General features: G+C 57.3%; 21 protein-coding genes and 2 tRNA genes. 15 read left to right on the top strand and 8 right to left on the bottom strand.

Annotation, left to right across the window (positions count from 1 at the left end):
- Nucleotides 1–6: 6 nt before the first annotated feature.
- Nucleotides 7–768 (bottom strand): phosphoribosylaminoimidazolesuccinocarboxamide synthase, encoded by a 762-nt coding sequence (gene purC, locus RZ517_RS09465; RefSeq protein WP_317057816.1) that lies wholly within the window; start codon nucleotides 766–768, stop codon nucleotides 7–9.
- A 170-nt stretch (nucleotides 769–938) separates the two neighbouring features.
- Here purC and RZ517_RS09460 point away from each other — a divergent pair, with 170 nt between their 5' ends.
- The 4 genes from RZ517_RS09460 to RZ517_RS09445 all read left to right on the top strand — a co-directional run bounded on the left by RZ517_RS09460 (nucleotide 939) and on the right by RZ517_RS09445 (nucleotide 5,118).
- Nucleotides 939–1,253: a DUF1476 domain-containing protein gene (locus RZ517_RS09460; protein WP_338547912.1), complete on the top strand. Its 315-nt coding sequence runs from the start codon at nucleotides 939–941 to the stop codon at nucleotides 1,251–1,253.
- Nucleotides 1,254–1,389: 136 nt separating this feature from the next.
- Complete coding sequence (locus RZ517_RS09455; protein WP_338547911.1) at nucleotides 1,390–3,249, top strand: phosphatidylglycerol lysyltransferase domain-containing protein; 1,860 nt, start codon at nucleotides 1,390–1,392, stop codon at nucleotides 3,247–3,249.
- A gap of 33 nt (nucleotides 3,250–3,282) precedes the next feature.
- Nucleotides 3,283–4,302: a betaine--homocysteine S-methyltransferase gene (gene bmt / locus RZ517_RS09450; protein WP_338547909.1), complete on the top strand. Its 1,020-nt coding sequence runs from the start codon at nucleotides 3,283–3,285 to the stop codon at nucleotides 4,300–4,302.
- 183 nt (nucleotides 4,303–4,485) lie between these two features.
- Nucleotides 4,486–5,118 carry a VPLPA-CTERM sorting domain-containing protein gene (locus RZ517_RS09445; RefSeq protein WP_338547908.1) on the top strand — a complete coding sequence of 211 codons (633 nt, stop codon included), beginning with the start codon at nucleotides 4,486–4,488 and terminating at the stop codon, nucleotides 5,116–5,118.
- Nucleotides 5,119–5,203: 85 nt separating this feature from the next.
- Here the strand turns inward: RZ517_RS09445 and RZ517_RS09440 are convergent, their stop codons facing one another.
- Complete coding sequence (locus RZ517_RS09440; protein ID WP_338547906.1) at nucleotides 5,204–6,295, bottom strand: PA0069 family radical SAM protein; 1,092 nt, start codon at nucleotides 6,293–6,295, stop codon at nucleotides 5,204–5,206.
- A 210-nt stretch (nucleotides 6,296–6,505) separates the two neighbouring features.
- Between RZ517_RS09440 and RZ517_RS09435 the strand changes: the two genes are divergently transcribed.
- Both RZ517_RS09435 and RZ517_RS09430 read left to right on the top strand, forming a co-directional pair.
- Nucleotides 6,506–7,210, top strand: coding sequence for a corrinoid protein (locus tag RZ517_RS09435; protein WP_338547904.1), 705 nt, complete (start codon nucleotides 6,506–6,508; stop codon nucleotides 7,208–7,210).
- 73 nt (nucleotides 7,211–7,283) lie between these two features.
- Nucleotides 7,284–7,919, top strand: coding sequence for a DUF1638 domain-containing protein (locus RZ517_RS09430; RefSeq protein WP_338547901.1), 636 nt, complete (start codon nucleotides 7,284–7,286; stop codon nucleotides 7,917–7,919).
- 101 nt (nucleotides 7,920–8,020) lie between these two features.
- Here RZ517_RS09430 and RZ517_RS09425 read toward each other — a convergent pair whose 3' ends face one another.
- The gene (locus RZ517_RS09425; RefSeq protein WP_338547899.1) at nucleotides 8,021–8,431 is read right to left on the bottom strand and encodes a SufE family protein; all 411 of its coding nucleotides are present in this window, start codon (nucleotides 8,429–8,431) and stop codon (nucleotides 8,021–8,023) included.
- A gap of 174 nt (nucleotides 8,432–8,605) precedes the next feature.
- Here RZ517_RS09425 and RZ517_RS09420 point away from each other — a divergent pair, with 174 nt between their 5' ends.
- Nucleotides 8,606–9,193: a hypothetical protein gene (locus tag RZ517_RS09420; RefSeq protein WP_338547897.1), complete on the top strand. Its 588-nt coding sequence runs from the start codon at nucleotides 8,606–8,608 to the stop codon at nucleotides 9,191–9,193.
- 63 nt (nucleotides 9,194–9,256) lie between these two features.
- Here RZ517_RS09420 and rnd read toward each other — a convergent pair whose 3' ends face one another.
- The 3 genes from rnd to purM form a co-directional block, all read right to left on the bottom strand.
- Nucleotides 9,257–10,417, bottom strand: coding sequence for a ribonuclease D (rnd, locus tag RZ517_RS09415; protein WP_338547895.1), 1,161 nt, complete (start codon nucleotides 10,415–10,417; stop codon nucleotides 9,257–9,259).
- 90 nt (nucleotides 10,418–10,507) lie between these two features.
- On the bottom strand, nucleotides 10,508–11,101 hold the full coding sequence (gene purN, locus RZ517_RS09410) for a phosphoribosylglycinamide formyltransferase (RefSeq protein WP_338547894.1): 594 nt from the start codon (nucleotides 11,099–11,101) through the stop codon (nucleotides 10,508–10,510).
- Nucleotides 11,098–12,144, bottom strand: coding sequence for a phosphoribosylformylglycinamidine cyclo-ligase (purM, locus tag RZ517_RS09405; protein WP_338547892.1), 1,047 nt, complete (start codon nucleotides 12,142–12,144; stop codon nucleotides 11,098–11,100). Before purM ends, purN begins: the two co-directional genes overlap by 4 nt.
- Before the next feature lie 108 nt (nucleotides 12,145–12,252).
- Here purM and RZ517_RS09400 point away from each other — a divergent pair.
- A tRNA-Ile gene (locus RZ517_RS09400) sits at nucleotides 12,253–12,329 on the top strand.
- 158 nt (nucleotides 12,330–12,487) lie between these two features.
- The gene (locus RZ517_RS09395) at nucleotides 12,488–12,757 is read left to right on the top strand and encodes a glutaredoxin family protein (RefSeq protein WP_338547890.1); all 270 of its coding nucleotides are present in this window, start codon (nucleotides 12,488–12,490) and stop codon (nucleotides 12,755–12,757) included.
- A gap of 121 nt (nucleotides 12,758–12,878) precedes the next feature.
- Here RZ517_RS09395 and RZ517_RS09390 read toward each other — a convergent pair whose 3' ends face one another.
- Nucleotides 12,879–14,183 (bottom strand): ATP-binding protein, encoded by a 1,305-nt coding sequence (locus tag RZ517_RS09390; protein ID WP_338547888.1) that lies wholly within the window; start codon nucleotides 14,181–14,183, stop codon nucleotides 12,879–12,881.
- A 46-nt stretch (nucleotides 14,184–14,229) separates the two neighbouring features.
- Between RZ517_RS09390 and RZ517_RS09385 the strand changes: the two genes are divergently transcribed.
- Complete coding sequence (locus RZ517_RS09385; protein ID WP_338547886.1) at nucleotides 14,230–15,132, top strand: MBL fold metallo-hydrolase; 903 nt, start codon at nucleotides 14,230–14,232, stop codon at nucleotides 15,130–15,132.
- Nucleotides 15,133–15,214: 82 nt separating this feature from the next.
- Nucleotides 15,215–15,289: transfer RNA gene (locus tag RZ517_RS09380), tRNA-Asn, on the top strand.
- 137 nt (nucleotides 15,290–15,426) lie between these two features.
- Here RZ517_RS09380 and RZ517_RS09375 read toward each other — a convergent pair.
- On the bottom strand, nucleotides 15,427–17,223 hold the full coding sequence (locus tag RZ517_RS09375) for an L-lactate permease (protein WP_338547885.1): 1,797 nt from the start codon (nucleotides 17,221–17,223) through the stop codon (nucleotides 15,427–15,429).
- Between the two features lie 327 nt (nucleotides 17,224–17,550).
- On the opposite strand from RZ517_RS09375, the gene RZ517_RS09370 reads away from it, so the two are divergent.
- The 4 genes from RZ517_RS09370 to napA all read left to right on the top strand — a co-directional run bounded on the left by RZ517_RS09370 (nucleotide 17,551) and on the right by napA (nucleotide 21,715).
- The gene (locus RZ517_RS09370) at nucleotides 17,551–18,324 is read left to right on the top strand and encodes an FCD domain-containing protein (protein ID WP_338547883.1); all 774 of its coding nucleotides are present in this window, start codon (nucleotides 17,551–17,553) and stop codon (nucleotides 18,322–18,324) included.
- 94 nt (nucleotides 18,325–18,418) lie between these two features.
- Nucleotides 18,419–18,925 (top strand): ferredoxin-type protein NapF, encoded by a 507-nt coding sequence (gene napF / locus RZ517_RS09365; RefSeq protein WP_338547881.1) that lies wholly within the window; start codon nucleotides 18,419–18,421, stop codon nucleotides 18,923–18,925.
- A complete protein-coding gene (locus RZ517_RS09360) occupies nucleotides 18,922–19,227 on the top strand; it encodes a chaperone NapD (RefSeq protein ID WP_338547879.1) in 306 nt (101 codons plus the stop codon). The genes napF and RZ517_RS09360 overlap by 4 nt, the downstream gene beginning before the upstream one ends.
- Entirely contained in the window at nucleotides 19,214–21,715 is a 2,502-nt protein-coding gene (napA, locus tag RZ517_RS09355; protein ID WP_338547877.1) for a nitrate reductase catalytic subunit NapA, read from the top strand. Before RZ517_RS09360 ends, napA begins: the two co-directional genes overlap by 14 nt.
- Nucleotides 21,716–21,742: the final 27 nt, after the last annotated feature.

Here is a 21,742-nt window from a genome sequence, read left to right as displayed (position 1 = left end):
GCCCCCTCAGTTGATCAGCGTCGGTTTGGTCATCGGTGTGGCACCCTTGGGCATAACACCCAGACGTTTGGCCACTTCGGTGTAGGCATCCGTCAGACTGCCCAGATCGCGGCGGAAGACGTCTTTGTCGAGCTTTTCACCCGTCTCGATATCCCACAATCGGCAGCTGTCGGGCGAGATTTCATCAGCCACGATGAGGCGCATGAAATCCCCGTCATAGATGCGGCCAATCTCGATTTTGAAATCCACCAGTCGAATGCCCACGCCGTACATCACCCCTGAAAGGAAGTCGTTCACCCGCAAGGCCAGCGACAGGATATCTTCCATATCCTGCTGGCTTGCCCAGCCAAAGGCGGCGATGTGTTCCTCGGTCACCAATGGATCGCCCAGGTTGTCATCCTTGAGGCAATACTCCACCACCGGCCGTGGCAATTGCGTACCTTCATCCATGCCCAGACGCTGCGCCATGGTTCCGGCGGCATAGTTGCGCACAATGACTTCCAGAGGCACGATTTCACAGGTGCGCACCAGTTGCTCGCGCATGTTGATGCGTTTGATGAAATGGTTCGGAATACCGACATTCGTCAGACCATTCATGAAATACTCGCTCAGCATGTTGTTGAGCACGCCTTTGCCTTCGATAACGTCCTTTTTCTGGGCGTTGAAGGCGGTCGCATCATCCTTGAAATACTGCACAATCGTGCCGGGCTCGGGCCCTTCAAAGAGTGTCTTTGCCTTGCCTTCGTAAATTTTCTTGCGCCGCGCCATGGGCTCTCTTTCTGAAAGGGCCGCGCGCGGGTCGGCGCGGCTTATGGCGTTCTCATAGTGCATGGCGCGAAATGGGGCAAGATGGGCTTTAACCCTTGCGCGAACGAGGTCATGCGGCCATATCTTGGGCAATGGCACCACATAGCGCTGTGCTTAGAACGGAGAGCATAATGAGCACCTTTGACGACCGCGAAAACGCCTTTGAAAACAAATATGCCCACGACGCCGAGATGCAGTTCAAGGTCGAGGCCCGCCGCAACAAACTTGTGGGTCTGTGGGCGGCCGAATTGATGGGTAAGTCGGGAGATGAGGCCGAAGCTTATGCCAAGGAGGTGGTACTCGCCGATTTCGAAGAGGCTGGTTATGAGGATGTCGTGCGCAAAGTGGCGGGTGACCTGGGCGATCTGGCTGATGCAGATACTGTACGCGCCAAGATTGAGGAAATGATCCCCGTGGCCCAAGACCAGATCATGAGCGAGATCTGACCTCCATACACCCCGTAAATTAAAGGTGCGACTTGTCAGGTCGCGCCTTTTTTCATGCGCATTTTAAACGTTAAGTGCTCTGAAAGAGCTGGCATGGCACCTATCCCGCGTTGAAGTTTTTCCGGTGAGAGGTTGCATGTTCACATTGGCTAGGGGCAAATCTCCCGCAACACCCCGCCCGCGCCATGTGATGCCGTTTTTCATTGGTGTCTTGTGCCTTTGGATCCTGCAGGATCACCTCGCATCGGACAGCTTCACGGGCTTGGGGGCGGCACTATCGAAACTGTCGCCTATTCAGTGGATCACCGCAGGGCTTGCCACTGCGGTGAGCTTTTGGGCTTTGGGTCGCTATGATGTCATCCTGCACCAGCATCTTCGCACCGGGTGCCGCCCCCACCATGCCTTTGCCAGTGGCGCCGCCGCGATTGCCATTGGCCAAACTGTTGGTCTTGGCGTGCTTAGCGGCGCATTGGTGCGCTGGCGCCTGGTGCCAGGGATCACGCTTGCACAGTCTACGAAAATCGCCTCTGGCGTGGCGGCTTGTTTTCTTGTGGGCCTGACGTTTTGTCTGGGTTTGGTCGGTACGTTTGCGCCGTCCGAAGTTCTGACCAATGTTCATGGGGCTATCTTCTTTTTTGTGTTTTTTTGCATTGCCTTTCTTTGCGTTCTTAAACCCAAAATTACCCTTGGAAATTGTCACATCCGCTGCCCCAGCCTCAAAATGCTGGGTACTGTCACGGTCCTTGCACTGGTCGACGCGATAAGTGCGAGTGTCGCGCTTTGGTGTTTGTTGCCCACACAAGCCGTCTTGCCACTGGCTGCGCTAATTCCTGCTTACATGCTCGCGCTTGGCGCGGCATTGCTCGGGGGCACTCCGGGCGGCGTGGGACCTTTTGAACTTGTTTTGTTGGCGGCACTTCCGGCAGTTTCGCAAGCAGATCTTCTTTGCGGCATCGTGGCGTTCCGTCTAATGTACTACGCCGTGCCATTTTGCGTGGCGGCTTTGATGTTGCGTCGTCCGTTTGTACAGGGCGGTCCTTCGGACATGCGGCGTCGCGATCTGCATGAACGGGATCTGATGCGCGCGCCGCGTGCCGAAATCGGCCTGTGCCGACAGGGCGATGCCGGGATCGTTGAGGCCCGGCAGGTCAGTCTTCCTGTCTTGCGCCCTGGTCAAAGCTTGTGCCTGTTATTTGCCCCGCTCGCGGGACAGCCTGTCGCTGCACTCAAGGTGCTCGTATCTGAGGCGCGTCGAGAAACACTCTGGCCTCTGGTTTACAAGGCCGATGGTCGTATGGCCGCAGCTGCGACAAAGTTAGGGTGGCGCGCGTTGCATGTGGCAGATGATTTGGTGATAGACACGGCCGGCTTCGACACGCAAGGCCGGACCTTTCGGCAGTTGCGCCGAAAGTTGCGTCAGGCCGAACAGTCCGGTGTCACTGTTCACCGTGGCGGGGCCTTGCCATGGAAGGACCTCGCGGGCATTGACGCTGACTGGCAAGCGCGCCAAGGCGCTGCACGTGGCATGACGATGGGCCGGTTTTGTCCTGAATACCTCAGCCATCAGGCGGTGTTTCTGGCCCGGCACGAGGGGCGCGTTGTTGCCTTTGCAAGCTTTCACACAAGCAAGCGAGACTGGTGTCTCGACCTCATGCGCACATGCGCAACAGCGCCGGACGGCACTATGCATGCCGTGATCAGGTCGGCCATTCAGGCTGCTGAACAAGACCAAGTACCGCGTTTCTCGCTCGCAGCACTCCCACCCAAGCGTGGAGTAATGGCCTGGTGTGCGGCCAAAATGGGCGAGGGAACCGGGCTTTTGCAGTTCAAGATGAGCTTTAATCCCAAACGTACCGCGCGCTATGCGCTGGCACCTGGTTGGGTCAGTCTCATACTTGGTTTGAGTGACCTTTGGCTGTCTATTCGCCGCCCCAATCGCAATCTGGCTCACAATCATCATGAAAATAATGAGTTTGCGCGCGCGCGAGCTGTGTGACAGATCAAAACCCATCACAACGAAAGTCTGATCATGACCGACGCCCTGAGCGCAATGCTGTCCGAGCGGGACTGGATTCTCGCCGATGGTGCCACTGGTACCAATCTTTTCAACATGGGGCTCAGTTCGGGTGACGCGCCGGAGATGTGGAATGTCGATCATGCGGACCGTGTAACGCTGCTCTACACACAGGCAGTCGATGCCGGATCAGACCTTTTCCTGACCAATTCCTTTGGCGGCAACGCCGCGCGTCTCAAATTGCATGGTGCGGAAAAGCGCGCGCATGAGCTGTCTCGCATTTCTGCCGAATTGGGCCGCGAGGTGGTGGACCGCCAGAAGCGCAAAGTGGTCGTGGCTGGCTCTGTTGGTCCGACAGGTGAAATCATGGCCCCGATGGGCAGTTTGACCCATGAACTCGCTGTCGAGATATTCCATGAACAAGCCGATGGTTTAAAAGACGGTGGCGCTGATGTGTTGTGGCTGGAAACCATTTCTGCCCCGGAAGAATACAAAGCCGCCGCCGAAGCGTTTGCGCTGGCGGATATGCCCTGGTGCGGCACGATGAGCTTTGACACCGCCGGGCGTACCATGATGGGGCTGACCTCAGCGGATATGACCAAGATGGTAGAGAAATTGCCAAACGCACCGTTGGCCTATGGAGCCAATTGTGGCGTCGGGGCCTCTGACCTCTTGCGCACGATCCTGGGCTTTGCGGCGCACGGCTCTGATCGCCCGATCGTTGCAAAAGGCAATGCCGGCATTCCCAAATATGTCGACGGCCATATCCACTATGATGGCACGCCCGAGCTTATGGCAGATTACGCCGTGCTGGCCCGAGACTCTGGCGCAACCATCATCGGCGGTTGTTGCGGGACGCAAGCCGAACATCTGGCGCTGATGCGAGACGCATTGGAAACCCGCCCGCGCAGCGAACGCCCCTCCCTTGATGCAATCACCAACGCGCTTGGGCCTTTTTCCTCGGCCGTGGATGGCACAGAAGAAAACGCAGATGCCCCTCAGCGCGATCGCCGCAGACGCCGACGTCGGGCCTGACGGATGGACCATCGTGGTAAGGGCGGTTGCGGGACAAAAAGAACCCTGCGCATTGCCACGGTGTTCCCCAAATCACACAAGTTTTAGCCACTCTACGAAATTGGTAATTTCGTGACGCATGCAGTGTCCAAACGCGCCAATTCATGCTAAAGAGCAATCATTGAGTTATCATGGGGGCAGTACATGAAACCTTTTTTCAAAACTTTGACGATGACTTTGGGCGCTCTGGCACTTTCAGGCGCGGCACACGCCGCGACGGTGACAGTGGGACCTGGAGGGTTCAACGATGGCTGGGCGACCACCATCACTTACGAAGATGACAATAGTTTCGCGCGCCGCGGAACCAGTAATGATCGTGACAATGCGCTCAATGCGCTTGGCCCGAATAACGGTGACTTTTTCGAGCTTGGGTTCAGAGGAAGCGCCGACTTTACATTCGGTAAGAAATTCAAAGCCTCAGCGCAAATCTTCGAAGTCACATTCGGAAGCGCATCCAACTTTCCCGAAGCTGTTGATGTTTACGTCGGTGATGGCGGGCTGTTCCAGTTTGTCGCGCGCATTTCCAACGTAGCCGCTCAAGGTGGTGGTATTGTTCCATTAACTGGATTGATTGGATCGACATTCGATACGCTTCGATTGGTTGATGCATCGCCGCTGTCGTCATCGGCACAAAGCGATCAGCTCGGGCCACTAGGTGGCTTTGACATCGACGCGATACGCGTAGCGCCCGTTCCATTGCCTGCGGCAGGTGCTATGTTGATCGCGGCCATTGGCGGGCTGGCCTTTTTGCGTCGGCGTCGCAAGCCCGCAGCATAAGAACAACAAATAGACCGGAAATGGCCCGGCCAGTCGGCTTTGGGCCATTTTTTCTGTGTAAATGCTTTGGCTTTGCTCAAAAGGCTCATTCAAAAAGTGAAAGCTGGTCTCCGGGCACCGGCGGCGGCTTGAAGAGATCGCACCGCAAAACTGGCAACTCACCATTTAGTCCCAACCGCGCGGTGGCCACACGAAACCTCTGCGCAATCAATTTGGCATACGCACCCTGCCCGCGCATCCGCCGCCCCCAATCGGACGCGTAGTCGCGCCCACCATGCATCTCGCGCACCAACCCCATAATGCGCTGTGCGCGATCCGGCACATGTTCTGCCAACCATTCCTGGAACAGTGGTGAGACCTCTAACGGCAGGCGCAGCATCACCCATGTGGCGGTTTGTGCCCCTGCTTTGGCACCGGCGGTCAGCAAAGGTTCAATCTCGTGACAGGTCAGTCCGGGAATGATCGGTGAGGTCATAATCCGCACAGGAACACCGGCCTCGGCCAATCGTGAGATCATCCTCAATCGCCGCTTCGGCGCAGGTGCGCGCGGCTCCAGTTTGCGCGACATATCCGCATCCAGCGTGGTCACAGTGATCCCCACCTTGACCAACCCGCGCGTGGCCATGTCCGACAGGATGTCGATGTCGTGTTCAATCAGGCAGCCCTTTGTGACGATGGCAACCGGGTGATTGAATTCAGACAAAACCTGAAGGCAGGAACGCATGATTTCATGCGTCTTTTCAATGGGCTGATAAGGATCCGTGTTTGTCCCGATGGCGATTGGCGCGACCTGATACGACTTTTTTCTGAGCTCCTTGGCCAAAACCAGTGGCGCCTCGGGCCGAGCCACCAACCGGGTTTCAAAATCAAGCCCCGCGGATAGGCCTAACCAGGCATGCGTGGGCCGCGCAAAGCAATAGATACATCCATGCTCACATCCTCGATACGGGTTGATCGACCGGTCAAAGGGCAAATCCGGGGAACGGTTGTATGTGATCACCTTGCGCGGACGTTCCAGACTGACCTCTGTGCGCAAAGGGCGCGACTCTTCTTCAATGTCCCAGCCATCCGCTTCAAATGCGCGTTCCTGTGCTTCAAATCGACCGGCATCATTGCTCACCGCCCCACGCCCCGCGCGGCGTAAAGCCGGATTAATTGAGAGGGGTTTGTTCTGCATCACACGATTTTGGAACAAAAATAGAACATATGCAATAAACTCATATATCCCTTCGAAAGTTTTCACACCATGACCACGCAAATCTGCGCTAGAAGTCGGGGAAAGCGCCGCCTATGTCGTAATTCGAACAGTGAATTTCGGAACTTTCGGTGAAAGCTCAACCAGTATACACGCGCGCACGTTTGCGCCCGAGCCCCAAGGATAAAGCCAATGTCCGACGAAGAAGACGACATCATCCTCAGCGAACTCGACGACGAGGAACTTGTCCAACAGATGTGGGATGACCTCTATGACGGTCTGAAGGAAGAAATTGAAGAGGGTGTGAATATCCTGCTGGAACGTAAGTGGGAACCTTACAGGGTCCTGACCGAGGCGCTTGTGGGCGGCATGACAATTGTTGGGAAAGACTTCCGCGACGGCATATTGTTTGTACCCGAAGTGCTACTTGCGGCGAATGCAATGAAGGGCGGCATGGCCATCCTCAAGCCGCTTCTGGCCGAAACTGGCGCACCGCGCGTGGGCAAGATGGTCATCGGTACGGTCAAGGGCGACATCCATGACATCGGCAAGAACCTTGTCGGCATGATGATGGAAGGTGCCGGATTTGAAGTTGTCGACCTGGGCATCAACAACCCGGTTGAGAACTACCTTGAAGCCATCGAAAACGAACAACCCGACATCCTTGGCATGTCGGCGCTTTTGACCACGACGATGCCCTATATGAAAGTGGTCATCGACACGATGGTGGAACAGGGCATCCGCGATGACTATATCGTACTAGTGGGCGGCGCACCGTTGAACGAGGAATTCGGCAAAGCTATCGGCGCAGACGCCTATTGCCGCGATGCCGCCGTTGCGGTGGAAACCGCCAAGGAACTGGTCGGCCGCAAACACAATCAAGGTGCGACAGGCTAATCGCGATCTTTGGATTAATCTGCGAAACGGCCCGGGCACATCACCGGGCCGTTCTTGTTTGAAAGACACCGCCATGACCCAACTGCCAAGCGATGCGACATTGACCGAAAGCGGCTTTGCCGAACCGGGCAGTGGACAAATACTACTTATTGCCTGTGGCGCGCTGGCGCGCGAAATTCTGGCACTCAAATCTGCAAATGGCTGGGATCACATGGTGTTGCAGTGTCTGCCAGCCAAATATCACCTTTACCCTGACAAAATCACCGATGCAGTGGAAGACATGGTGCGCAAGCACCGCGATGCTTATGCGAGCATTTTCGTGGTGTACGCCGATTGCGGCACAGGTGGTCTTTTGCAGGCAAAATGCGATGAGCTAGGCGTTGAGATGATCGAGGGCCCGCATTGCTATTCGTTCTTCGAAGGCAACGAGGCCTTTGCAGGGCGCGACGAGATCACTGTGTTCTACCTCACTGATTTTTTGGTCAAGCAATTCGACGCCTTCGTGTGGAAACCCATGGGCCTCGACCGCCATCCCGAACTGCGCGATATGCTCTTTGGCAACTACACCAAGCTCGTCTATCAAGCCCAAATTGAGGACCCTGCCCTGCGTGCCAAGGCCGAAGAATGTGCCGAGCGTTTGGGACTGGCGTATGAATACCGCTTCACCGGTTACGGCGATCTGGCCACGGCTCTCAAAGCACAGGCGTAACCTTTCTTTTTGCCCGAAATATCCCGGGGAGTACGAGGGGCTGGCCCCTCGCCCAAGTCTTTTCAGAAAAGACTCGGGAAAAGCTTTCTAAAAGCTTTTACCTAAACGGCCTCAGACGCCACAGTCCTGATACGTTCTATCATGGCTCTCAATCCGTTAGAGCGTTGCGCTGACAAATGATCATTCAGTCCCAGCCGGGCCAGCTCAGCCGGGGCGTCAACACATGGCACATCCTGGATCGCCATATCGTTGTAGAGCGCACGCAGCACGGCTATCAGACCACGCACGATCATCGCGTCACTGTCACCATCAAAGCGGAAAACACCATCCGAGATGTGCGGATGCAGCCAGACCTGGCTGGCACAGCCATCCACCTTGGTGGCTGGAACCTTGAGCGCGTCTTCCAATGGGTCCATCGCCTTGCCCTGCTCGATCACGTACCGATACCGGTCTTCCCACTCTTCGAGGAATTCGAAATCTTCGACAATCGCTTCAAACGCTCCGCTGGCCACGCCCTGAGATCCTTTTCTTAGATGCGAAGACACAGGTAGGTGCAGCACGCCGCGGCGTCCAGAGCCAATTCCAACAGTCTGTACACGCGCTGTGGAACAAACTTCGCGCGCTTGCATCTTTTCAAGCCGCGGCGGATCAGGTACTCGGGTATCAAGTGGATAAAGGCGGTGGATATGCGGGGCGTAGTTTCGGTTCTCTTAATTGGCACTCTGGTTCTGACCAGTTGCAGCGCGTGGCGCGAGTCACGGGTCAACCCATCAAATTGGTTTGGCAAAAGCAGATCCACGGCGGTCGAGACGCGCACGCAATCATCTGGCACGATTGCGCCGGATGATCGTCAAACTGGCAACCCGCTGATCGACAAGGAAGGCGGCAATCAACTTGTTCGTCGCAACGTGACCACCATTCAGCGCACAGGTCTTTTCCGCCGGAACAAGGAAGTGCAATACGAAGGCACGCTTGTCGACGAAGTAACCGACCTGGTGGTGGAGCGCACGCCCACGGGTGCGATTGTGCATGTCACGGGGCTGCCAAATCGCGAAGGTGCGTTTGACGTGCGTCTTTTGCGGGTTAATCTGGATGGTCCGGTGGACGGCGTTTTGGAATACACACTGAATGCGGTTCAACCGACACAAACGCCTGTCGGCACAAAGCGCACGCGTTCTGTCAAAGCTGGCGTTTTCGTCAGCAATGACCTGTTGGAAGAGGTCAGCGAGATCCGCGTGACAGCAGAACGCAACATCCGCTCAACGCGGCGCTGAAGCGTTTTGCGACAAACTTGGATCACAGATGATACCGACTCGCTTCAAGGCTGAGCTAAAATCTTAAAGGTCGACCGTTCGTATTGTGCCGTTTTTCGCGGCCAACGCCACGTCACCATTGCACAGGCGCAGTGCATCTTCACCAAACACATCATGGCGCCACCCACCCAATGCGGGCACGTCACGCTCACCTGCCGAAATCGCATCGAGTTCAGCGGCCGTCGCGATCAGTTTTGAGGCCACGCCATATTCCTCGGTCTTGGCCTTGAGCAGAACACGCAACAGGTCGGCAAGCGCCGGATTCACCTGAAGCTTATCTCTTGTCCGGTCAGGTTTCGGCAGATCTTTGTCGGCACAGGCCACACCGGCGGCAACGGCCTTGAGAATACCATCGGCGATGTCGCCCCGCCGGGCTTCGCGCAGCAACAAGCGCGCCCGCGACAGATCCTTGTGGGAGCCCGGCTTGGTCGAGGCCAGCTCGACAAGTGCATCATCCTTGAACACCCGATTGCGCGGCACATTGCGCGCCTGCGCATATTCTTCGCGGAACCGCGCCAATTCGCGCACGATGGCCAGAAACTTTCCCGACACATTGCGCGTTTTGACCCGAAGCCAGGCCTCTTCCGGTCGGGTGATATAGGTTTCGGGGTTTTTCAGAACCTCCATCTCTTCGGCCACCCATTTGTCACGTCCCGTCTCGGACAGTTTTGCGGACAGGTGCTCATAAATCTGCCGCAGATGAGTGACATCCGCGAGCGCATATTTCTTTTGCGCATTGGTCAGTGGACGCCGCGACCAGTCGGTAAAACGTGAGGTTTTGTCCAGCGATTGTTTGGGGATGCGACGCACCAGCGTCTCGTAACCCACTTGTTCGCCAAACCCACAAACCATCGCCGCTACCTGCGTGTCAAAGAGAGGCGCCGGGATCAGCCCGCCATCAACATGAAAAATTTCCAGGTCCTGCCGAGCGGCATGGAAGACCTTGACCACGCTGGGTGCGCGAAAAAGATCATATAATGGCTCCAACGACATGGAGGCGCCCTCAATGGGATCAACCAGTACAGCATCGTCATCATTGCGCCCTGGCAAGGCCAGTTGGATGAGGCACAGTTTGGAATAATAACTTCGCTCGCGAAGGAATTCAGTGTCGACTGTCACGTAATCCACATCCTGAGCGCGTTTGCAAAATTCGGACAGCTCATCGGTGGTGGTGATTGTCTTCATATTCAGCGGGTCTTGTCTCTTGTTGGTTTTATCAGGCCCGGTGCCTTAATCCGGTATAGGGCAGGCACGCCAAAATGAAAACGCCGGATTTCATGGCAAAAGCACAGGTGTCTTGTCACCTTCCGCGAAACGTTTCAATACGGCAGGGTACAGAATATGCTCTTGCTCCAGCACACGCGCGGCCAATTTGTCGGGCGTGTCTCCCGAAAGAACCGGCACCCGCGCCTGCCCCAACAGCGGTCCGTCATCAAGCTGCAGACGCACTTCATGCACGCTGCACCCGGCTTGGGTCTCTCCGGCCTCCAAAGCGCGCGCATGGGTGTTGAGCCCTTTGTATTTGGGTAAGAGCGAAGGGTGAATGTTGATCATCTGCCCTGCCCAGCGGGAAATGAAACGTTCGGTGAAGATCCGCATGAAGCCAGCAAAGCAAATAATGTCCGGCGCATGTGCAGCCAGCGTTTCGTTGAGTACGGCCTCAAAGGCATCCCGGTCGCCCTTGAAGGGACGGTGGTCCACCACATCTGTGGCCACACCGAGTGTCTGCGCCTTGGTCAATCCCCCAGCTTCTGCATTGTTGGACACTGCTACCACAGGTCTAGCGGGGTGATCCCCCACCATGCTTTCAATCAGCGCAACCATGTTGGAGCCACCGCCGGAAAACAGGATCGCCACACGTTTGGTCAAGACAGCGTTCCAGTGTAAGACACGCCCTGCCCTGCGGTCACATGGCCCAAACGAACAACGGTCTCACCTTCACCTTCAAGACGCGCGACCAATGCCTCGGCCTGACCCTCGGCCACGGCCAGAACCATGCCAATGCCGCAGTTAAAAGTTTTGAGCATTTCTGCCTCGGCCATGCCGCCAGTGGCTTGGAGCCATTTGAAAACAGGAGGCAATTCATAAGACCCAAGATCAATTTGCGCCATCATGCCGTCCGGCAGAACCCGCGGGATATTCTCGGTCAGTCCGCCCCCGGTGATATGCGCCAGAGCATGCACGCCCCCTGCCCTCACCGCTGCCAGCGCCTGTTTCACATAAAGCCGCGTTGGCGTCAGAAGCGCTGCGCCCAATGTGCCGTCATCCCAGGGACACGTCGCATCCCAGCCAAGGCCCGACACCTCCACCAGCTTGCGTACCAAAGAATATCCATTGGAATGCACCCCATCCGAAGCCAACCCAAGAAGCACATCGCTCTCAGCCACGCCAGCGGGTAGATCAGCGCCGCGCTCCATCGCACCTACGGCAAAGCCCGCCAAATCAAAATCGCCATCGGGATACATCCCCGGCATCTCGGCTGTCTCACCGCCAATCAAGGCACAGCCCGAGCGCACACAGCCCTCAGCAATCCCTTCAATGATGCGCGCCGCACTCTCGGTATCGAGCTTGCCGGTGGCGAAGTAGTCGAGGAAAAAAAGCGGCTCCGCCCCCTGACACACAAGGTCATTGACGCACATCGCGACAAGATCGATGCCCACGCCATCCACATTGCCGGTATCAATCGCGATGCGAAGTTTGGTGCCTACGCCGTCGGTGGCCGCCACCAGAATAGGGTCGGAATAGCCCGCTGCCCTGAGATCAAAGAGCGCTCCGAATCCGCCAAGCCCTGCCATCACGCCGGAGCGTGTCGTACGCTTCGCCGCAGGTTTGATCCGGTCAACAAGCGCGTTGCCTGCGTCGATATCCACACCCGCATCCGCATAAGTTATGCCGTTCTTGCCGTCGCTCATGGCCCGCTCCGTTTTCATCCCGCGATGTTCGGTTAGACCATCATCCCTGCCTGCGCAATCACAAAGCCTTGACGCCCCACGCACACCCGCCTAGGACGATCCCAGGTCGGGCCTGTAGCTCAATTGGTTAGAGCAGAGCGCTCATAACGCTTTGGTTGGGGGTTCGAGTCCCTCCGGGCCTACCAACTCTCAGATTAGCGCTTTGGATAGACTGTGTAGGGTGGGATTTAATTCCTCCTGCGTGTCCCCATCCAATTAGGCCACACGGCAAATTGAAGCGCGTCCCCTTGCGCAAGCGGCTCTTCCGCTTTTTATGCAGTTCAATGCTAAAGGGAGTCGCGCCATGCGCAAAGCCACGCTCTACCGGATGGACCTGCCCAACTACACCTGTGGCTATGGCACGGCAGCGCGTGATTTGTTGCGCAGCAACGGGTTTGAAATTGAGGAACACGTTCTGCGCACGCGGGCTGAGACAAACGCGTTCAAGGACAAGCATCATGTGACCACGACGCCGCTCATTTTCATCGATGGCGTCAAGATCGGTGGCTACACGGATCTGCGCAAGCATCTTAAGGCGCAAAAGCCGAAGAAGAAACGGTTTTGGCAGCCTTGATGTAGAGTGGCGCTCGGCACAAATAGCGCCTAGTACAGCGCGAAACGATTAGGGCGTGCCGTTTTCTGCACAAAAAACGGAACAGAAAACACGCATTTTCTGGATCCGAATTTACGACAATTCACCGCCCGATCACAATATCCGCTTGCAGCCCGCCCAGAGCGTCACTTTCCCCAAGCCGCAACGTTCCGCCATGCGCTCGTGCGGTGTCCATCGAGATCGATAGCCCCAGCCCCACACCAGTTCCAAGGTTCTGGTTGCGGGCGGCATCGAGCCGCGCAAAGGGCTTGAGCGCCTCTTCGCGCTGCGCCTCTGGAATTCCTGGTCCGTCATCCTCAACCCGGATACGCAGGGCGCGATCGGTGATCTGCACCGACACCTCAGCCCGGTTCCCGTACCGCACTGCGTTGCCGATGAGATTTTCCACCGCGCGCCGAATACCGCCAGGCCGCAACGGGACTTTGCCGGCCCCTTCCACGACAGTCAGTTTGACATTTTTGCCTTGCCGCCGGAACCCGGCGACCACGTCTGTAACCAGCGCAAAAGGATCGACCAGTTCCGGTTCGCCTTCGCGCGCACCCTGAGCGAAATCGAGAAATTCCGTGATCAACCGCTCCATGTCCTCTACATCGCGTTCAAGCGGTGCGCGTTCTGCCTCTTCCATCAGGCTCAGCGCCAGCTTCAGCCGTGTGATCGGCGTGCGTAGATCGTGGCTTACACCGGAGAGCATCATCGTGCGCTGCTCGATCTGCCGCTCAATGCGCGCGCGCATATCCAGAAACGCATTGCCCGCCGCGCGCACCTCTACCGAGCCTGCCGGGCGATAGTCGATATGCCGCCCCCGACCAAACGCCTCTGCCGCTGATGCCAGACGTGTAATTGGACGCAGTTGATTGCGCAGGTAGAAATAGGCGATCACCGTCATAATCATGGAAAACACCACCATATTGACCAAAAGCTGGTGCGGATTCGACGCCGACACCCGGCGTCGGTCAAAGGTCAGACGCAGCGCATTTGCGTCGGATTTGAAATACAGATGCACGTCTTTTTCATTCGGCAACTCAATGGCCTCGACCATCGGCAACAGCTGTGTGAACTCGCGGATCACGAAGGCACCGGTAAAGTCATACCAGCGCCGTGCGTTCTGGCTTGGCACGCCCGTCATTGGGACGTCCTCGACCATGACCTGCAATGTCTGGGCAATGCCGCTTTGTTCGATCGCGTCTGCCGTGTCCCCGCTGTTAAGTAGTACCAGAACCTCGCGCGTGGCGGTGCGCGTCATCTGATTGGTCACACCCTCAAAATGACGCTGGATAAACACCACAGACACCACAAGCATCAGAGTGATCACCGGCAGGAGCAGGATTAGGAAAGCCCGGCCATACAGGCTGCGGGGCATATAGGGTTTGAGCCAGCGGAACGACATGGGCTAAACCTAGCGACAGCCAGGGCAGACGGAAAGAGCGATCAGCATGGATGAGTTTGATCCCACACCGGGTGTGGTCGCGGAACTGGGGGACGGCGTCCGCCGAATTCTGGCGCCCAACCCGTCACCTATGACCTTTCGGGGTACGAACACCTATCTTGTCGGCGCAACCGATGTGGCGGTGATAGACCCCGGACCTGCGGATGAATGCCATCTATCGGCCATTCTCACGGCCCTTGGTCCGGATCAGCGTATCACGCATATCTTTGTCACCCATAGCCACCTTGATCATTCTCCCCTGTCCCCGGTCTTGGCACGTGAAACCGGGGCCAAAGTTCACGCGTTTGGGCCGTCACGCGCCGGGCGCAGTGCCGTCATGCAGCGCCTTGCCGCGGCCGGGTTGACAGATGCCGGTGAAGGCGTCGATCCTGATTTCGCGCCCGATATTGCATTGGAAGATGGTGCGCAAGTGGATTGCCCAGACTGGAGTCTTACCGCGCTCTGGACGCCGGGGCATTTGGGCAATCACCTGTGCTTTGCCATGGGCGATGTGGTCTTCAGCGGAGATCTCGTCATGGGCTGGGCCAGCTCTCTGGTCGCGCCACCCGATGGGGACCTGACCGATTTCATGGCCTCCTGCCGCAGGTTAAGAGATAGGAATGCCCGTGTTCTGCATGCCGGCCACGGTGCCCCAATCACCGACCCGGCCGCGCGGATCGACTGGCTCATCGCCCACCGAAATGAACGGGAGGCGGCGATCCTGACAGCATTGAGCACAGCCCCCGCCACCGCAGAGACGCTCACACGACAAATTTACACCGACACACCCCAAGCCCTTTTGCCCGCTGCCGAACGCAATGTTCTGGCGCATCTTATTGACCTGCATGGCAAAAACACTGTGCGGCCAGTGGGCGAGCTGACACGCGATGCCGTCTTCACCCTGATCTGAGGCCGTTAGAGGGGCGCCGAGAAAAATTTGTCACAATCCCTCTGGACGCGCAGAATCCAGATTGCTATATCCCGCTCGTTGGTCCGGCGTAGCTCAGCGGTAGAGCAGTTGACTGTTAATCAATTGGTCGTAGGTTCGATCCCTACCGCCGGAGCCAAAATTCCCTCATTATTTTTGCGATACCTGAGCTTAGTCTGTTGTTGGACGATCTTTGAATTGAGGCTGAGTTCTGGGTTTCACAAAAAAACCCGCGCCAGTGTCCCGGCGCGGGTGTTTGTTTTCCAAGGGCTGGCCTTATTCGGCTGGCACGGCTGCCTGACTTGGCTTGGCCTCGACTGCGCGCCCTCGTTTGAGGGACATGCCGCCCAGCACCAGTACTGGCCAGATCACGGCGGCGAGCCACCACAGGTTCAGGCCACCGGCAAGAAGCGCTGTGCCGATGAGACCGGCTTGCACCAGGTAGTAGGTCAGCGGGACGAGCACTTTGCGGATGATCTCGCCTTCGCGGTTGACCAGGCCCACGGTGGCCGAGGCCGCAACCACGTTGTGTACGCAGATCATGTTGCCCGCAGCGCCACCCACGGCCTGCAAAGCGACCACGATCGCCGCGCCCCCTGCCCCAAGGCCGATTTGCTCAGCTGTCGAGAACTGGAAGAGCGAGAACATCATGTTGCTGATGGTGTTCGACCCAGCCACGAAGGCCCCCATGGCCCCGATGGTCGGCGCGAAGAGCGACCAGGCATCGCCCGCCGCAGTTGCCACGCTTTCGGCCAGCACGATGGGCATGGAGGCCATGCTTTCGGATGCCGAGTTCAGGAACACTTTGACCATGGGCACCGCTAGCAGGAGCGCAGGCGCTGCCTTGATCATGGTGCGCACAGACGAGTTGAACGCATGGCCATAGGTTTTGACCGGCATCTTGTGGATGACGATGGTCAACAGCGAGACCAGGATCAGAATTGCGCCAGGCAGGTAGAGTGGTTTGACCGATACACCGATGCCAGAGCCAAAGAGATCGCTGACGCCAAGGGTTACAGCCGGAGATACCAGCAGCGCCTTGATTTCAGGCACGGTACGCGTGAGCACCAGAAGGGCCACGACGATCGCATAAGGGGTCCATGCGCGCAAAGTGTGCATGACACGGCCATGGACGGGCGGATCTTCGTGGGTTTCGGCCGAATGGTCTCCGTTCCAGGATTCTTCCCAGGCCGCACGCGGTGGGAAGTCAAAGTTGTCCTTGGGCAGGAACCAGCCGCGGCGTGCAGCCGGGATCACGATCATCAGGCCGATGATGCCGCCCAGGAGCGATGGGAATTCAGGCCCAAGCAAGGACGCGATCAGGAAGTACGGCACGGTAAAGGCCACACCGGCAAAAAGCGCGAATTTCCAGGCTTTCAGACCTTCGGCAAAGGACCGGTTGGTGCCAAAGAACCGTGTCAGCATACCCGCCAGGAAGAGCGGAATGAGAACGCCGATCAGGGCATGGATCATCGCAACGTTTGCGGCGATACCGTAGAGGTATTCCATGTAGCCCACCTGCCCGATGGTGCTTTGGACCAGAGGCTGATCGCTCAGGCCGGTGTTGACACCCACAAGAATGGGTGTGCCCACCGCGCCAAAGGATACAGGCGTGGATTGGATGATCAGGGTGATCATCACCGCGGCCATGGCCGGGAAACCGATGGCCACAAGCAATGGGGCCGCGATTGCGGCGGGCGTGCCAAAGCCCGAGGCACCCTCGATCAGAGCGCCAAAGAGCCAGGCAATGATGATCGCCTGCACCCGTCGGTCCGGTGAGATGCGCGAAAATCCCAACCGGATCGAACGGATGCCGCCGCTTTCTTCCAGCGTGTAAAGAAGCAGGATCGCCCCGAACACGATGAAGAGAAGGCTGATGGCGGTGACAAGCCCGTTGACCGTGGCGCCAGCCACAACCTCGGGTGCTGTGCCCCAGAAAAACAGGGCTGTGAGAGCCGTTACAGCATAGGCAACGGCCATGGATAGTCGGGCCGAGCGTGCCAGAACCACGAGCAGCAGGAACACTGTGGCAATCGGCAGCAAGGCCAGAATGAAACTTAGGGTCGGTGACATGGGGTGTCTCCTCCGATTTTCAGGCAATAACCAACCTGTCGACCGGCAAAACCGGTCGGTTGATCACTGTTGCTGTGTCAAATCCCGGGTCACTTTTCCGGGTCGTCTTGGTGCCGGGCAAAACCCGACCTTTGTGCTTCGGCAGGAGACACCCCTCTCACAGAGCTCCCAAGACTTTCGCCCACCCGAATTGTTTACCATGGTATACTATTTTTACCATTAACTCAATATTGGTTTTTTCTTTACCCTGTTCGCGCCAACTGGTATCCAATTAGAGAAACGCAAAATGCGACAACGCATTGAAAACACCCAAACAAGGGAAAATCCATGCCGGAGTCCAAAAAGAGACCCCCTGCCGCCGAAACCACCGCGCGTCATATCGAAGATCTGATTCTCGAAGGGTCTTTGCGCCCGGGTGAGTCGTTGCCCCCGGAACGCGACATGGCTGAGGCACTGGATGTCTCCCGCCCAACCTTGCGCAACGCGCTCAAAGCTCTGGAAGCGAAAGGGTTGCTATCCTCTGCACCCAATGGCGGACGGCAGGTGGCACCGCTGGCCACCAGTGTCACGGATCCGCTTCTGACGCTTTTGGAGGAGCGGACCGAGATGGTCGACGACTATCTGGAGCTGCGTGCCACGTTGGAACGGATGGCGGCCACGCTGGCTGCACGACGCGCCACGGATGTGGACCGTGAGATCCTTTCGACATGCGCGCAAAAGATCGAGGCGGCTCATGCCAGCGGTGATGCGCAGGCCGAAGCGGAAGCTGATATTGATCTGCACATTGCCGTCTATGAAGCCAGCCACAACATTGTTTTGCTGCAGATCATGCGCGCCCTATCACGCATGTTGCGTCAGGGCGTGTTTATGAACCGCGAGAAACTCTACACCATGCCTGAGGTGCGCAATGTTCTGAAGGATCAGCATTTGCGCATCATCGAAACCATTCTGAGCCGTGACCCCGAAGCGGCCGGCGAGGCTTCTGAAGCTCATATGAATTACACGCAGCTTGCCTTGTCAGAGATTGCAGAGGCCGAAGCTAGGCTTGAGCTGTCCTTGCGCCGGATTGAGGGTGGCAATTTGAGCAAGGTTGCGCGCTAGCGAGTTTCACACACTCACTCCTTGATCGAGATCAAGGATCATCCGACAAATCCCCGCCTAAACTTGGGTTGAATGCGTTCAACCCGAGAGTGTGATGACCCACCGGCCAAGCAGACGCGCTTTCCTGGAAGCCAGACTTGCCCCTGACGACAAGGTGCGTCCGCCCGGAGCCACGCAAGACAACTTTCGAGACATATGCACGCGCTGTGGTGACTGCGCTCCAGTATGTCCGCAATCCATCATTGTCTCTGATGACCGGGGCTACCCAGTGCTGAACCTGCGCAAAGGCGGATGCACGTTCTGTGGCGCGTGTGCAGAAGCATGCCCCACTGAGGCGCTTGATGTAACTCAGCTTCAAGTTTGGCCTTGGCGCGCCAATATCGCGGACACATGCTTTTCACGCCAAGCTGTCACCTGCCGCTCTTGTCAGGACAATTGCGAGGCCGGCGCCATTTCTTTCCGCCTGCAACTGGGCGGTCGTGCAGAGCCCCAGATCGACGACTTCAACTGCACGGGCTGCGGTGACTGCGTGTCGATCTGTCCTGCTGCTGCGATTTCACTGACCCAAATCACCGATGCTGCAAGGGAGGCAACATCATGAACATCTGCGGATGTGTTGTTCACATCAAACCAGAACGGATTGCCGAAGCTGAGACGACAATGGCGTCCACAGAAGGCGTCGAAGTGCACGCCAAAAGTGATGATGGACGTCTTGTCATAGTCGTGGAAGACACAGAGACACGTCTGGCCTCGGAAATCATCATGGACCTGCATCAGGTTCCCGGCGTGATCTCACTCACGCTTACCTATCACCATTTCGAAGACGAGACGGCCATTCCCCGCGCGCCGCTTGCTCAATCCACGTCCACACCAATTGGAGCTCAGTTCCATGACCAAATCTGAATCCCGCCGCACCTTCCTCAAAGCGACAGCAGCCGCCACCTCAGCCGCCGCAGCCGGTATCCCGCTGGCGACCGGGGCCCATGCACAAGTCAAATCGTCTGATATCCGATGGGACAAGGCCGCTTGCCGCTTCTGTGGCACAGGGTGCTCAGTCCTTGTTGGCACCAAAGAAGGACGCGTCGTTGCCACTCAAGGCGACCCTGATGCCCCGGTGAACCGCGGGCTGAACTGCATCAAAGGTTATTTCCTGTCGAAGATCATGTATGGCCAGGACCGCCTGACCACACCACTTTTGCGCAAATCAAACGGTGTCTTTGACAAGAACGGCGAATTTGAGCCGGTGTCCTGGGACGAAGCCTTTGATGTGATGGCCGAAAAATGGAAGGCCAGCCTCAAAGAAAAAGGTCCAAGCGCCGTGTCCATGTTTGGGTCCGGCCAATGGACCGTCTGGGAAGGATACGCCGCGGCCAAATTCATGAAGGCAGGCTTGAGGTCGAACAATATCGACCCCAATGCACGGCACTGCATGGCCTCGGCTGTGGCCGCCTTCATTCGCGGCTTTGGCATTGACGAGCCGATGGGCTGCTATGACGATCTGGAGCATGCAGACACATTTGTGCTCTGGGGGTCGAACATGGCCGAAATGCACCCGATCCTGTGGTCTCGCCTCACGGATACGCGCCTGACCAAGCCGGGGGCCGAAGTGCATGTGCTCTCGACCTTTGAGCATCGCTCATTCGAGTTGGCCGACAACGGCATGATCTTCACGCCGCAGACCGATCTGGCCATCCTGAACTACATCGCGAATTACATTATTCAGAACGGCGCCGTGAATGAGGACTTTGTGTCCAAACATGTCAACATCACTAAAACTGCAACGGATATCGGCTACGGTCTGCGCCCGAACCATCCCTTGGAAGAAGCCGCCGCGAACCCAAGTCACGAGGGCAAACACGGCAAGCTTGATCCAATGACAATGGATGAATATGCAGCAGCCGTCAGTGAATATACCGTTGATATGGTGTCAGAATTGTCCGGTGTGCCTGCGGCCAAGCTTGAGCTTCTCGCCCAGCAATATGCCGATCCGTACCGGAAGGTGATGAGCCTTTGGACCATGGGCTTTAACCAGCACACGCGGGGTTCCTGGGTCAACGGATTGCTCTATAACGTGCACCTGCTCACCGGCAAGATTTCCGAGCCGGGCAACTCGCCCTTCTCGCTCACCGGCCAGCCTTCGGCCTGCGGCACTGCACGAGAGGTCGGCACCTTTGCTCACCGCTTGCCCGCCGACATGGTGGTCAAGAACGACAAGCACCGCGAGATCTGCGAAAAGGCCTGGGGTCTGCCTGCGGGCACCATCCCGCCAAAACCCGGCTTTCACGCCGTGCTGCAGCACCGCAAGCTCAAAGACGGCGAGCTGAATTGCCACTGGGTGCAGTGCAACAACAACCTGCAAGCCGCGCCCAATACCAACGACGAGGGCTTCCCTGGCTATCGCAATCCGGAAAACTTCATCACGGTATCCGAGCCCTATCCTACGGTTACGGCATTGGCCGCGGACCTGATCCTGCCCACTGCGATGTGGGTGGAAAAGGAAGGCGCCTACGGCAATGCCGAACGCCGCACTCAGTTCTGGAACCAGCAGGTCAAGGCACCGGGAGAGGCCAAGTCGGACCTGTGGCAAGTGATGGAATTCTCCAAACGCTTCACCACGGATGAGGTCTGGGACAAGGAATTGCTCGACGCCAATCCAGAGTTCAAGGGCGTCAATCTCTTCGACCTGCTCTTTGCCAATGGCAATGTGGACAAATACCCGGTCAGCGAAGTCAATGAGGGCTTTGACAATGACGAAAGCGAGCATTTCGGCTTCTACGTCCAAAAGGGTCTCTTTGAGGAATATGCCGATTTTGGGCGCGGCAAGGCGCATGACCTGGCCGACTTCCACACCTATCACAAGGCGCGCGGTCTGCGCTGGCCTGTGGTGGATGGCAAGGAGACGCTCTATCGCTTTCGAGAAGGGTATGACCCTTACGTGCCCGAAGGCGAAGGCGTGCGGTTCTACGGCAAGCCCGATGGTAAGGCGAATATCATCTTTGCGCCTTACGAGGCCGCGGCGGAAGAGCCGGATGAAGAATTCGATCTCTGGCTCTGCACCGGGCGTGTTCTGGAGCACTGGCATTCAGGCTCAATGACACGGCGCGTGCCCGAACTGCACCGCTCCTATCCTGCGGCTGTGGTTTACATGCATCCCGATGATGCCCGTGACCGTGATGTGCGGCGTGGACAGGAGATTTTAATCTCCACTCGCCGTGGTGAGGTCCTGAGCCGCGTGGAAACGCGTGGACGTAACAAAGTGCCGCGTGGTCTGGTGTTCATGCCATGGTTCGACGAAGGCCAGCTGACCAACAAGCTGACGCTCGACGCCACCTGCCCGATCTCGAAAGAGACCGACTTCAAGAAATGCGCCTGCAAGGTTGAGCGGGCGTAAAGGTTAGCACGCGGGAATGGCAATGGC

Origin of the sequence: Roseovarius sp. S88 (assembly GCF_037023735.1) — a bacterium.
Lineage (GTDB): Bacteria > Pseudomonadota > Alphaproteobacteria > Rhodobacterales > Rhodobacteraceae > Roseovarius > Roseovarius phycicola.
The sequence above is the reverse complement of the archived record's forward strand: the minus strand, read 5'-3'. Positions and strand labels throughout refer to the sequence as shown.